Genomic DNA, 12,807 nt, shown 5'->3' with positions numbered 1-12,807 from the left:
ATCCCAGGCTGGGTGTCGCCCGGCGCGGACTACAGTCGGCACCGGCCCTCCGACGAGATTCTGAAGGCTTGCGCCACATCGGGCGCTGGATGGATGGGAGATGGATGATGTCGCACGGTGTGGCAGCCATGGCGTTCTTGGCAGGCCTGATCGGGTTGGGACTTGCGGGGTGTTCCGGGACAGCCGGGGTCTACAACAGTGGTGACGAGGCGGCCAACGGATCACGTTCGGGAGTTGAGGCGACCCCCGAGGCCCATGCAGGTGCTACGCCTGACCAGAAGTGGACCCATTACACCCCAGGAGCTCGTTCCAAGGACATCACCGCAATGAAGCCCGATACCAACACCTCCCTGACGATCGGTGCGTTCAACGGATGGGATGAGTCCTGGGCGACAGCTGGTCTCATCAAGCAAGTCCTCAAGAAGGACGGCTACACCGTCACCATTAAAGGATTTGACGCCGGGGTCGGGTATCAGGCGACTGCTGGCGGTGACATCGACATCATCACTGATTCCTGGCTTCCGGTGACCCAGGCTGGCTACATCCGCAAGTACGGCCCGAAGTTGGAGAATCTCGGGTGCTGGTACGACAATGCGAAACTCACTATTGCCGTGAATAAAAACTCACCGGCACATTCCATCGCCGATCTCAAGAAAACTGGTAGCGCTTACGGGAACGTCATTTACAGCATTGAACCGGGTGCCGAGATGACGAAGACCATCGCTCATCAGACGTTGCCGATGTACGGGTTGTCGAACATTACCCTCAAGACCTCGTCGACGCCGGCGATGCTGGCCCAGCTCCAGAAAGCCACCAAGGCAGGGAATAACGTCGCGGTCACTCTCTGGCGGCCGCACTGGGCTTATGATGCTTACCCGGTACGCGATCTCGATGATCCCAAGAACGCCATCTCCAACGCGGAGCTCATTTACAGTTTCGGTCGCCCCGGATTTGAGAAGGACCATCCCAAGGCCGCTCAGCTCATCCGGAACCTCGCAATCGACGACGCCCACCTGTCTAGTCTGGAGCACCTCATGGTCGATACCACTAAGCGTGGTGGCCAGGAGGACACTGCGATCTCGAGGTGGATGGCCGATAATTCGGACTGGGTGCACGATTGGCTGGCCGGAAGGCTGGGGTCTCGATGAGCCGACTTCTGCCCGACCCGGACGTGGCGGGAGCGTGGATGGTGCGCGTCGGTGACGCGGATCAGTCGTGGATCGATCCCGACGATCCCACCCGTCTGGAGTTCGACTATATGCAACGCATCGCCGATCATCTCGATGTTCACCGTCCAGCGGGGGAGAGGATGCGCGTCATCCATCTCGGTGGGGCAGGGATGTGCCTCGCGCGGTATGTCGCGGCGACCCGTCCGACCAGCCCGCAGATCGTCTGTGAGCCCGACGCCGAGTTGACGGCTGAGGTCCGTCTCAAGGCTCCGCTACCGGTGCGTTCAGGGATCAAGGTGCGTCCGGTAGACGGACGATCGGGGGTCGCGGCCATGCGGGAGGATTTCGCCGACGTCGTCATCCTCGATGCCTTCGACGGCGCTCGGGTTCCTGGCGACCTCGTCACTGTCGAGTTCTTTGCCGATGTATCCCGCATCCTGCACTCCGACGGTATCGGGGTAGCGAACTTAGCTGACTCCGCACCCCTTGTGTGGACTAAGCGAGTCGTGAGGTCCGTTAAAGAAGTGTTTTCCAACGTCTGTATGGCGGCGGAGCCAGCGACCCTCAAGGGGCGTCGCTACGGAAATATTGTCCTGGCCGCCTCGAACGGACCGCTGCACGAGGAGGACCTGACTCGACGCTGTAGCGGCGCGGCTGTCCCGTTCCGGTTTATCGCTGGTGATGCACTGGCGAAGCTGTTGGCAGATGCTCGTCCTTTCCACGATGGCGACACCGAATCCTCGCCGGGGCCGCCTGGCGGAGCGACCTTCTTCTCCTGACTGCTCGTCTGGTCAGCGGTGTTGTCCTGGGTAGTGACCTGGTGAGACATCGCGGCGATGACGGTTCTCGTTCGGGTTGTCGCTAAGTGACATGATGTCACCATGACCCATACGACCTCTGAGGGAACAGTCAGGTATGGCTATCTGCCGTCGTTGCCAGGGATGCCCAAACTGATCGTTGTGGCACGGGTCATTGTGATCGGTTTGTCGACCATGTGGGCCCTCATCATCTGTGAGTTGTGGGTGGCTGGGCGTAGCGAGAGCCAATCGGCCCTCGGCCCGATCCTGACGTCGTTCGCCTTGGGCATGGACTCGGGAGGCTGGGCTGGTTATCTGCTCATTCCACTGGCGGGTTGCGTCTTGATGGTGACGATGGGTCGAGGCCACGCCATCGACCGCTATCTCTTCACGGTGCTCTCGCTGGGTTGGATGTGGTGGCTTTCTCGTGGCGCAGAGTTTATAGGAGGGTTTGACGTCATCGGGGTCATGGTCGTCGCGGTGGTGTTGGTTATCGTTTGGAGCGCACCAGTTAACACGTGGATTAAGGCTGTCGCCGAACGCGACAAGGTGATCGCAAATCCGCCAGAGGAAGGATGGCTAGCGCCGGGGCAGGTCCAGCCGTGGCAAGCGAACTCCCGTCGTAGGTGAGTCGATTCCCTCACCTACGGCACGTTCAGCTCGGCCTTCACTCGACGCGGGACCGCCGAGCTGATTGTGGCTGGCTGACCTGACCCTTGCGTCGGGCCTTGAGCCATTCGACACCCATCGGCAGCACTGACACCACGATGATGAGGAGTAGAGCCGCCTCGAAATTGTTCCGAACGACGGGGATTTGGCCGAGGAAATAACCAGCCTGGACAGCGATGAGTACCCAGAGTATGCCGCCGATAGCGGTATAGGTGATGAATTTCTGAAACGTCATCCGTCCCACGCCGGCAATCATGGTGACGAAGGTGCGCACGATCGGTACGAAACGGGCCAGGATGAGCGCTACGGAACCATGCTTGCGGAAGAACTCATGGGTGGTGTCCACATGTTTGGGGGAGAACACCTTACCCATGAATCCTTCTCGCTCTCGGAAAAGCTTCGGGCCAACCAGGTAGCCGATCCAGTAACCGCAGATATTTCCTGCGATAGCGCAGATGATGAGGACCACGTTGACGATGATGAGGGTCGTCGTCACAGATCCGTAATGGACCAAAGGGACGGTTGAGTTAACGCCCACGGCGGCAAACATTCCCAGAGCAAAAAGCAAAGAGTCTCCGGGCATGAAGAACACCGCAAGGCCGCATTCGGCGAAGGCGATCAGCGCGACGATCCACAGAGCAGCAGCACCGGTACCCTGGATGATGGTCTGAGGGTCCATCCAGGTTGGGGTGAGCAGGGCTGGGAGGGTCATGAGGAGACTCGACATAGGGTCAAGACTATCTTTGGTCCGTGTGTGCCTCGTCCGCTGATGAACTCGCTGATGCCCCTTCACTGCAGACTCCCAGCCAGTTAGGGACTACAGTCGTAGGTGTTGGGCCGATGCCCAAACCGTGGCCTGATGACCCGAGACTCGATCCTGAGCTGTTGGCCTCAGGCGATCGACGCAATGTTATTGATCGGTACCGCTACTGGACGATGGAGGCCATCGTCGCCGACCTTGACGCCCAGCGCTCCCCGTTGCATGTGGCTATTCAGAACTGGGAACACGATTTCAATATCGGGTCGGTGGTGCGTACCGCCAACGCTTTTAATGTCGCGGCCGTTCATATCTTGGGGCGGCGTCGTTGGAATAGACGTGGCGCAATGGTGACTGACCGGTATTTGCACGTTTACCATCACTCTGACGTCCCCTCCTTCCTACACTGGCTTGACGAGCACGGCGTCACTCCCGTCGGAGTGGATAATCTGCCTGGATCGGTGCCACTGGAGACGGTCCAGCTGCCGCAGGACTGTTGCTTGGTCTTTGGATCGGAAGGTCCCGGGTTGACCGACGAGGTCGTCAAAGGATGCGAGCAGTTGGTGGCTATCACCCAGTACGGGTCAACGCGTTCCATGAATGCTGGTGCGGCTGCCGCGATTGCTATGTACGCCTGGACGACGCAGTGGTGTCCAAAGCCACGCACTAGCTGATCGGGGAGAACCGTCACCCTCTAGGCTCGTGTCATGAGCACGCAACCCACCGAGGAACCACTCCGACTAGTTGTGGCATTCAATCCAGTGCCTAGTGCCTCCCGGGTTGCTCATCATCATGCGACGAGATTTCGCCTGGCGGTGCAGGCCTTCATTGTCGTCGTCATTGGTGGTTTGTTGTGGGCGTTGACGGCCGACGCCTTCCAGTTATCGACGGTGATGTGGATGCTCGGGGCATGGGTGGTGCTATTCCTCGTGCTTTTCGTCATCCAGAATCTGCGGCTGCACGCCGCTCGCAAGGATCTTCTCGACGTCGGGGAGGGGCCCGCGCTCATCGTCTGTTCGCGTGGCTTGCTCTTGCGACGAGCATTGCGCTGCGAGTCTGAAGGGCCTGTGGCGACGTCTATGGACGAGGTTCGCTGGGATGATGTATCTGCGGTCAAGGTGGGGGGCTCGTCGATTGGTTCTGGTCCCGGTCTGGTTGTCTATGCCGATGACGGCAGGCAGTGGGAGGTTCCACTGTCCTGGCTTGATAGTCAGCTAGCTGACATTGATGCGGCGATTTCCACGGCCTCAGGTGGTCACATTCGGGTGGAACAGGATGGTGCCGGCATCGCCGACTAATGTGCGCTGCGCAGCACCTATGAGCGTGCCGGGTGTCGGAACTGACATCGGGAGGGTGCCTGCGGAAGAATAGCTCTTGTCAACGCGAGTTCATATAGGAAAGGCCTAACATGCCCATCGCAACACCTGAGGTCTACGGCGAGATGATTGACCGCGCGAAGGAACAGGGCTTCGCGTACCCGGCCATCAACGTGACCTCCTCCCAGACCCTCAATGCTGCTCTGCAGGGGTTCACTGAGGCCGGTTCCGACGGCATCGTCCAGATCTCCACCGGTGGCGCCGAGTACGCCTCCGGCCAGACGGTGAAGGACATGGTGACCGGTGCGGTTGCTCTCGCGGAGTACGCCCACGTCGTTGCTAAGAATTATCCGATCAACGTGGCCTTGCACACTGACCACTGCCAGAAGGAGAAGCTAGATAAGTACGTCAACCCGCTTATTGCCATCTCGCAGGAGCGCGTCGACAAGGGCCAGGACCCGCTATTCAACTCTCATATGTGGGACGGCTCGGCCATCGAGGTTGAGGAGAACCTGCAGATTGCCGAGGAGCTACTGTCGCGCACCGCGAAGGCCAAGCTCATCCTCGAGATCGAGGTCGGCGCTGTTGGTGGCGAGGAAGACGGTGTGACCGGCGAGATCAACGAGAAGTTGTACACCACCGTTGCTGACGGCATGCGTACCCTCGAGGTGCTGGGCCTGGGTGAGAAGGGTCGCTACACCACCGCTCTGACCTTCGGGAACGTCCATGGTGCGTACAAGCCGGGTTACGTCAAGCTGCGCCCGGGAATCCTCAAGGAGATCCAGGACGAGTGCGGCAAGAAGTACGGCAAGGAGAAGCCGTTCGATCTGGTCTTCCATGGTGGGTCGGGATCGACTGCCCAGGAGATCGCCGACGCGGTGTCCTATGGCGTTATCAAGATGAACATCGATACCGATACTCAGTACGCGTTCTCGCGTCCGGTTGTTGAGCACATGTTCAAGAACTACGACGGCATGCTCAAGATTGACGGTGAGGTCGGCAACAAGAAGATGTACGACCCGCGTTCGTGGGGCAAGAAGGCTGGGGCTGGTATGGCCGCCCGGATTGTTGAGGCTTGTGAGCAGCTGGGTTCGAAGGGTACTTCGGTCAGCGCCTGAGTTGTTTTGTGAAGAATCCCGGCCAGTTCTGTTGTGAGGATTGGCTGGGATTTTTCACGTCATCGGTGTGATGGTAGTGGTGGGAGCGGGGAATTGTTGGCTCGCACCGTGGCGTTCCAGTCGACGAGCAATTTTCCGTTGACGGGGACCATGACGACCGTCATGATCGGTTCTCCGGTCGAACGGGACGATCGCGTAGGAAGGGGTCCATCGGAAATAAGGATTCCTTCGTTCAGTCCGGTTTTGTCGTCGTTGTAGGCCTTGAAAATGGCGTGGCCCCAGGCTTCGGCGAAATAGGTCGCCATGCCGACAGTGCTTACCTGGAGTTCGTCATCACGGTGCTGTACTAGGAGTGTGCCGCCAATTCCGACAGCAGCGGATAGCATGACGCATACGGGTATTTTATAGTCATTTTGGTTCTGATTGCTGTTCCTTGGTGGTAATCGGTTTCATGTCAAGTGAAGTGCCCATGTAGTTCGTCCCAAGTGCTTCGCTCTACCCTATTGAATTCACGCTCTTTGCCTGTGACTCGGGGGCGCGGAAGAAGGGCCGGGGAGCGTCGAGGGGTGCTACGCCTTCCATATCGCTTGCGGCTGGCCTTGCGCTCGCGGCCGACACCGCCATCGTGCAGGAGAGATTCGTTGCGGTCGACGTGTTAATGGGTTGGAGTTGACCGCAGGTTCCGTTTAGACCACTATGCGCCTGACGGGGAAATCCTCTGGCCGTTGGGCGGTGGCGGCGGCGACTATGTACATGGTGAGATGACGAGGACTTCCTTGAACCACACATACACATACTGACCAAGGAGGGCCATGTCTCGACCTGAACCGACCGGAGAGAACCGTATCGTCGAGCCGGAAGAGATCTTCTTCTCGACTACCGATGCCAAAGGGGTCATAGAGAAAGCCAACTCGGTTTTCGTAGACATCTCCCGGTACTCCTGGGATGACCTCATCGGAGCGCCTCATAACATTATTCGTCACCCGATGATGCCCGGTGCGGCATTCCTCGCCATGTGGACGACAATCAAAACCGGGGAACCTTTTTGCGCCTACGTCCACAACCTCGCTGCTGATGGTGCCACCTACACGGTGCTGGCCACCGTCGTGCCGTTGGGGGAGGGCTACCTGTCGGTGCGCGTCACCCCGCAGGTGCCCGAGATGCTTCAGGCGGCCGAGACCGTCTACCAGGCGGGTCGTGACGCCGAGTGGATTGCCGGTGAACAGGGATGCGGTGCTCCTGAACGAGCCCGCCGTGGTCTTGATGCCGTCAAGACGGCCCTCGAACAGGCCGGATACCCCGACTACGGGACGTTCATGCGCAAGGCGTTGGTTCAGGAGGTGTCGGTACGTCGGCGGCAGCACCGTGCCTGCCGTGGCATGGTTGACGAGACGACTTTGGGACAGCTGTCGAGCCAGGTCAACCGGGCTCGACAGTTGGTCGAGACCTGGCTGGAGACCTTCGACGGGCTAAGCGACCTCTCGTCCAAAGCCGGTCGGACCGCGCGCACCCTGAGTAAGGCGATGACCGAATCGCAGCGCACTGCTGACGTCATTACTGATTCCCGTGAAGCTACTGAGGCGTCGTTGCGGCCCTTGGTGACTGTCCTCACCCTGTGGAGCCGGATGGACGCCGAGATAGCGCCGCTGGTCAACGGGGTAGTCGCCGACCTCGACGCCATGGCTACCAGCGCGGATCTCACGAGTTTCGGCCTGGCGGTGGCCCACATCCAGGTCGAGTCGACCCGCAGCTTTGTTTCCGAGCTGTGGGCCGAGGTGGACGGTTGGCAACGTGCCCTCCCCGCCATCGATGACCTTTCTCGGGCTGTGGAGGAAGCCATGTCGGAGGCGAACCGTCGCCTCGACGAGGTGCGCGACTTGGCCGATCGCGCCGCGTCCTGCACCCAGGAGCTAGCTGATCTGATGGCTATGCCGACCGCCCTGCTCACCAGTTGGCAGCAGATGGCCAGCCAACGGGAGCTATCGGCCGGGGTGGCTGATCTCGTTCCGCGGGTGGAGGAGCAGATCGGCGCCAGCCAGGCGATGGCCGCTGAGCTGACCGACGTCGTTGCTGGGCTGCACAAACTCGCAGACGCCTCGAACGAGGAATTGGACGTCTCGGTGCTGGCTGAGATCCGTCGTCTCGGGGCCGAGGTGGCGGCCGGACGCTGAACCACGCCGGAGTCCGGCCCATGGTTGGGTCGGACTATCAGCAGCAACGCTCTCGACATATGCGTTTTTCCTCGGATAAAACGGCGGTCCCGTTCGGTGCGAAAGTGCCGATTCGGGCCGCCTTGAAGGAGTCGGGCTCCGACGGGAAATGGCGTCAGTGAATCCGCGTAGGCGATCCCGTGGCGGCAGGCTCGTGGCGCCGTCCGGGTACCTCTTCTCGGTGTCCTCAGGTGAACGCCTTCGTGGCTGAACACTGTTAGGGTGTGGAACTTTGACCCCAAGTCGGTGAAAGCTTCGGGGAAGGTGCAAAGATTAGATTCATGAGTCCACGAAAGATTGGCGTTACCGAGCTCGTGCTCCGCGACGCGCATCAGAGCCTGCTTGCCACTCGCATGGCCATGGAGGACATGGTTGATGCCTGTGCCGACATTGATGCGGCAGGCTTCTGGTCCGTTGAATGCTGGGGCGGAGCTACCTTCGATTCTTGCATCCGATTCCTCAACGAAGACCCATGGGAGCGTCTGCGTACTTTCCGCAAGCTGCTGCCGAACTCCCGGTTGCAGATGCTGCTGCGTGGCCAAAACCTTCTGGGCTACCGCCACTACAACGACGAGGTCGTCGACAAGTTTGTCGAGAAGTCGGCCGAGAACGGCATGGACGTGTTCCGGGTGTTCGATGCTCTGAACGATCCTCGCAACCTTGAGCACGCGATGGCAGCCGTCAAGAAGACCGGCAAGCACGCCCAGGGCACCATCTGCTACACCACTTCCCCGATTCACACCCCAGAGAGCTTCGTCAAGCAGGCCGATCGTCTCATCGACATGGGTGCCGACTCGATCGCCTTCAAGGACATGGCTGCTTTGCTCAAGCCGCAGCCTGCCTACGACATCATCAAGGGCATTAAGGAGAACCATCCGGACGTGCAGATCAACCTGCACTGCCACTCCACCACGGGCGTCACCCTGGTCACCCTGCAGAAGGCCATCGAGGCTGGTGTCGACGTCGTCGACACCGCTATCTCGTCGATGTCGCTCGGCCCGGGGCACAACCCAACCGAGTCTTTGGTCGAGATGCTCGAGGGCACCGAGTACACCACCGGCCTCGACATGGATCGCCTGCTCAAGATCCGCGACCACTTCAAGAAGGTGCGTCCGAAGTACAAGAAGTTCGAGTCGAAGACGCTGGTCAACACCAACATCTTCCAGTCCCAGATCCCGGGCGGAATGCTCTCCAACATGGAGTCCCAGCTCGAGGCCCAGGGTGCTGGAGACCGCATGGATGAGGTCATGAAGGAGGTGCCGCGCGTTCGTAAGGATGCCGGCTACCCGCCGCTGGTCACCCCGTCCTCCCAGATCGTGGGAACCCAGGCGGTGTTCAACGTCCTGATGGGCAATGGTTCGTACAAGAACCTCACTGCCGAGTTTGCCGACCTCATGCTTGGCTACTACGGCAAGCCCATTGGCGAGCTCAATCCCGAGATCGTTGAGATGGCCAAGAAGCAGACCGGCAAGGAGCCGATCGACTGCCGTCCCGCCGACCTGCTCGAGCCTGAGTGGGACCAGCTGGTCGAGCAGGCCAAGAGTCTTGAGGGCTTCGACGGCTCCGACGAGGACGTTCTTACCAACGCCCTGTTCCCGGGAGTTGCCCCGAAGTTCCTCAAGGAACGCGCACAGGGCCCGAAGAGCGTCGCGATGACCGAGGCACAGCTGAAGGCCGAGAAGGAAGGCACCGGCGCTGCCGGCATCGCCGGACCGGTCAACTACAACGTGACGGTCGGTGGCAACAGCCACCAGGTGACCGTCGAGCCTGCGTGAGGATGATCGCCAACTATGGCTGAGAAGAAACCAATCAAGCTGGCCGATACCATGGCCGGCCGGATCGAGCAGCTCGCCGACGAGCGCCACGCTGTGGAGCTTGGCGGGGGCGAGGATCGCCTGCAAAAGCAGCGTGACAGGGGCAAGCAGACAGCCCGTGAACGGATCGACAACCTCGTTGATGCTTATTCCTTCGATGAGGTGGGTGCGTTCCGTAAGCACCGCACCACCCTTTTCGGCATGGACAAGGCCGAAGTTCCCGCCGACGGCGTAGTCACCGGTCGTGCGACCATCCATGGTCGCCCGGTCCACATCGCGTCTCAGGACTTCACCGTCATGGGTGGGTCGGCTGGCGAGACCCAGTCGACGAAGGTCGTCGAGACGATGGAACAGTCCCTGCTGACCGGCACTCCGTTTCTGTTCTTCTATGACTCGGGCGGCGCCCGAATTCAAGAAGGCATCGACTCGCTGTCCGGGTACGGCAAGATGTTCTACGCGAACGTCAAGCTGTCGGGCGTCGTGCCGCAGATCGCCATCATTGCTGGCCCCTGCGCCGGCGGCGCCTCCTATTCCCCGGCCCTGACCGACTTCATCATCATGACGAAGAAGGCCCACATGTTCATTACGGGCCCCGGAGTCATCAAGTCGGTTACCGGTGAGGAGGTGACTGCTGACGACCTGGGTGGTGCGGATGCACACATGTCCACCTCGGGCAATATCCACTTCGTGGCCGAAGATGACGACGCCGCAGTGCTCATCGCGCAGAAGTTGCTGAGCTTCCTGCCGCAAAACAACACTGAGGACGCCCAGATCTCCAACCCCAATGACGATGTCTCCCCGCAGCCTGAGCTGCGCGACATCGTTCCGCTGGATGGTAAGAAGGGCTACGACGTCCGCGACGTCATCTCCAAGATCGTCGACTGGGGCGACTACCTAGAGGTCAAGGCCGGTTGGGCGACCAACATCGTCACCGCCTTTGCCCGGGTCAATGGTCGTACCGTCGGCATCGTGGCCAACCAGCCGAAGGTGATGTCGGGTTGCCTTGACATCAATGCTTCGGACAAGGCTGCCGAGTTCATTACCTTCTGCGACTCGTTCAATATTCCGTTGGTGCAGTTGGTTGACGTTCCTGGCTTCCTGCCTGGTGTCCAGCAGGAGTACGGCGGCATCATCCGCCACGGCGCGAAGATGCTGTATGCCTACTCCGAGGCCACCGTCCCGAAGATCACCGTGGTGCTGCGTAAGGCTTACGGCGGCTCCTACCTGGCCATGTGCAACCGTGACCTGGGTGCTGACGCCGTCTATGCCTGGCCGAGCGCGGAGATTGCGGTGATGGGTGCCGATGGCGCTGCCAACGTCATTTTCCGTCGCCAGATCAAGGACTCTGAGGATCCCGCAGCCACCCGTGCCGCGAAGATCGAGGAGTACCGCAACGCCTTCAACACGCCTTACGTGGCTGCCGCCCGTGGACAGGTTGACGACGTGATCGATCCCGCGGACACCCGTCGCAAGATCACCGCCGCTCTGGAGACCTACGCCACTAAGCGTCAGTCCCGTCCGGCCAAGAAGCACGGCGTCATGCCTTGCTGAGCGAAGAAGGCTGATGGGAGGACAAGATGAGTGAGAACAATGAACTCGTCATCGAGACGCTGAACAAGCGACTCGCGGCGCTGGAAGCCGAGGTTTCCCGGCTCAAGAAGACGAGCAAGGGCGTTCCTGAGGACGTGCTCGCCGCCATCTGCGCCGCCGTTTCGGCTTACCTGGGCAACGACGGAAAGGTTCAGGCCGTCCGTTTCGCCCCGAGTGAGACCTGGGTCCGTCAGGGCCGCAGGGCTCAGCAGAACCATTCGATTCGTTGACCTGGAGAAACTGACATGAAGCTCAAGGTGACCGTCAATGACGTCGCATACGACGTTGACGTTGACGTTGATAAGACCGCCAATGCGCCGATGGCGCCGATCCTCTTTGGTGGCGGCGCCGGCGGCCCGATGAAGGCATCCGGTGGCGGCGCCGGTAAGGCCGGTGAGGGCGAGGTTCCCGCACCGCTAGCTGGGACTGTTGCCAAGATCCTGGTGGCCGAAGGAGATGCCGTCAAGGCCGGTCAGGTGCTCCTGACCCTCGAGGCCATGAAGATGGAGACCGAGATCAATGCCCCGGCGGACGGAACCGTCAAGGGGATCCTGGTGGCTGTCGGTGACGCCGTCCAGGGTGGTCAGGGCCTGGTGGCTCTGGGCTGATCCTCGAACCAAGAAACACACCGGCGTCTCACCGTGGTGGTGGGGCGCCGGTGCCATGTCTAGGGGCTACGAGTCCCCCCTGTGACATTGTCGGTCGTGGCCTAGGAGACGAGATGGTCCGCTTCCCTGATGGGAGCCGGGCCATGCGTCGTCACATCACTTGAATACGATGACCTTGCGGCCAGTTGGAGTGCGGTTCCACAGCCACTTCAGACCAGACATATTGCGGATGTTGATGCAGCCATGGGAGGCCCCATTCCAGCCACGACGGGAGAAGTCCGAAGAGTAATGAATGGCCTGGCCCCTGTAAAAGAACATCGAGTATGGCATCGGGGAGCCGTAGACACTGGAGACGTGGTTCTTATCTTTCCAGTAGATGGTATGGACGCCCTCGGCAGTGGGCTCACTGGCCCGACCGAAGCGGGCGTCAAGGGTGATGAGGATGCGCCCGTTGTGCACCATCCAGAGCTTGCGCTGCTTCTTGGAGGCGCAGATAACGGTTCCCTTCATGCAGCGACGGTCTAGGTGAGCACCGGTATTCGAGATTGGCAGGGTGGCTGGAGAAGCGACAGCGGGCGAAGACTGTCTTGGTTCGGGCGAAGCCGTTGGTTCTGCGTTCGCGACGCCGACGACCCCAGCAGACAGTGACATCACCAGCGCGGCAGCCAGACTGGCAGCGCGGGGGGATCGCATTGATCACAACCTTTCGGGACGTGGACATGAAAATGCTACGCCTGGTAGCTCGCATTTTTTGACCTG

The 12,807-nt window shown here is 60.3% G+C and carries 14 protein-coding genes; 11 read left to right on the top strand and 3 right to left on the bottom strand.

The window, feature by feature from the left end; all coding sequences use genetic code 11:
* Window positions 1–89 precede the first annotated feature (89 nt).
* The 3 genes from CPA42_RS10740 (at window position 90) to CPA42_RS10730 (ending at window position 2,596) form a co-directional block, all read left to right on the top strand.
* Entirely contained in the window at window positions 90–1,148 is a 1,059-nt protein-coding gene (locus CPA42_RS10740) for a glycine betaine ABC transporter substrate-binding protein (protein WP_002519473.1), read from the top strand.
* Entirely contained in the window at window positions 1,145–1,948 is an 804-nt protein-coding gene (locus CPA42_RS10735) for a spermidine synthase (RefSeq protein WP_002519472.1), read from the top strand. Before CPA42_RS10740 ends, CPA42_RS10735 begins: the two co-directional genes overlap by 4 nt.
* 162 nt (window positions 1,949–2,110) lie before the next feature.
* Window positions 2,111–2,596: a hypothetical protein gene (locus CPA42_RS10730; RefSeq protein ID WP_002519471.1), complete on the top strand. Its 486-nt coding sequence runs from the start codon at window positions 2,111–2,113 to the stop codon at window positions 2,594–2,596.
* Between the two features lie 37 nt (window positions 2,597–2,633).
* Here the strand turns inward: CPA42_RS10730 and CPA42_RS10725 are convergent, their stop codons facing one another.
* On the bottom strand, window positions 2,634–3,362 hold the full coding sequence (locus CPA42_RS10725; protein ID WP_002519470.1) for a DedA family protein: 729 nt from the start codon (window positions 3,360–3,362) through the stop codon (window positions 2,634–2,636).
* 113 nt (window positions 3,363–3,475) lie between these two features.
* On the opposite strand from CPA42_RS10725, the gene CPA42_RS10720 reads away from it, so the two are divergent.
* The 3 genes from CPA42_RS10720 (at window position 3,476) to fbaA (ending at window position 5,826) form a co-directional block, all read left to right on the top strand.
* The gene (locus CPA42_RS10720; protein WP_002526164.1) at window positions 3,476–4,066 is read left to right on the top strand and encodes a TrmH family RNA methyltransferase; all 591 of its coding nucleotides are present in this window, start codon (window positions 3,476–3,478) and stop codon (window positions 4,064–4,066) included.
* A 141-nt stretch (window positions 4,067–4,207) separates the two neighbouring features.
* Window positions 4,208–4,690 carry a hypothetical protein gene (locus CPA42_RS10715; RefSeq protein ID WP_002516285.1) on the top strand — a complete coding sequence of 161 codons (483 nt, stop codon included), beginning with the start codon at window positions 4,208–4,210 and terminating at the stop codon, window positions 4,688–4,690.
* A gap of 110 nt (window positions 4,691–4,800) precedes the next feature.
* The gene (gene fbaA / locus CPA42_RS10710; protein ID WP_002516196.1) at window positions 4,801–5,826 is read left to right on the top strand and encodes a class II fructose-bisphosphate aldolase; all 1,026 of its coding nucleotides are present in this window, start codon (window positions 4,801–4,803) and stop codon (window positions 5,824–5,826) included.
* Window positions 5,827–5,885: 59 nt separating this feature from the next.
* Here the strand turns inward: fbaA and CPA42_RS10705 are convergent, their stop codons facing one another.
* Window positions 5,886–6,212, bottom strand: a complete 327-nt coding sequence (locus CPA42_RS10705; protein ID WP_002519468.1) for a hypothetical protein — start codon at window positions 6,210–6,212, stop codon at window positions 5,886–5,888.
* Between the two features lie 426 nt (window positions 6,213–6,638).
* On the opposite strand from CPA42_RS10705, the gene CPA42_RS10695 reads away from it, so the two are divergent.
* The 5 genes from CPA42_RS10695 (at window position 6,639) to CPA42_RS10675 (ending at window position 12,048) form a co-directional block, all read left to right on the top strand.
* Window positions 6,639–7,997: a PAS domain-containing protein gene (locus tag CPA42_RS10695; RefSeq protein WP_002516271.1), complete on the top strand. Its 1,359-nt coding sequence runs from the start codon at window positions 6,639–6,641 to the stop codon at window positions 7,995–7,997.
* Between the two features lie 320 nt (window positions 7,998–8,317).
* Window positions 8,318–9,811 carry a methylmalonyl-CoA carboxytransferase subunit 5S gene (locus CPA42_RS10690; protein WP_002514451.1) on the top strand — a complete coding sequence of 498 codons (1,494 nt, stop codon included), beginning with the start codon at window positions 8,318–8,320 and terminating at the stop codon, window positions 9,809–9,811.
* A 15-nt stretch (window positions 9,812–9,826) separates the two neighbouring features.
* Entirely contained in the window at window positions 9,827–11,401 is a 1,575-nt protein-coding gene (locus CPA42_RS10685; protein ID WP_002516292.1) for an acyl-CoA carboxylase subunit beta, read from the top strand.
* Between the two features lie 26 nt (window positions 11,402–11,427).
* Window positions 11,428–11,670 (top strand): hypothetical protein, encoded by a 243-nt coding sequence (locus CPA42_RS10680; RefSeq protein WP_002516246.1) that lies wholly within the window; start codon window positions 11,428–11,430, stop codon window positions 11,668–11,670.
* A gap of 15 nt (window positions 11,671–11,685) precedes the next feature.
* Window positions 11,686–12,048, top strand: a complete 363-nt coding sequence (locus tag CPA42_RS10675; RefSeq protein WP_002516357.1) for a biotin/lipoyl-containing protein — start codon at window positions 11,686–11,688, stop codon at window positions 12,046–12,048.
* A gap of 156 nt (window positions 12,049–12,204) precedes the next feature.
* On the opposite strand, the gene CPA42_RS10665 is transcribed toward CPA42_RS10675, so the two are convergent.
* Window positions 12,205–12,558, bottom strand: coding sequence for a L,D-transpeptidase (locus CPA42_RS10665; protein WP_002519467.1), 354 nt, complete (start codon window positions 12,556–12,558; stop codon window positions 12,205–12,207).
* Between the last annotated feature and the right edge of the window lie 249 nt (window positions 12,559–12,807).

This window comes from Cutibacterium acnes, assembly GCF_003030305.1.
Classification (GTDB): domain Bacteria; phylum Actinomycetota; class Actinomycetes; order Propionibacteriales; family Propionibacteriaceae; genus Cutibacterium; species Cutibacterium acnes.
Note: the sequence above shows the minus strand (reverse complement) of the source record. Positions and strands in the feature narration are given on the sequence as shown.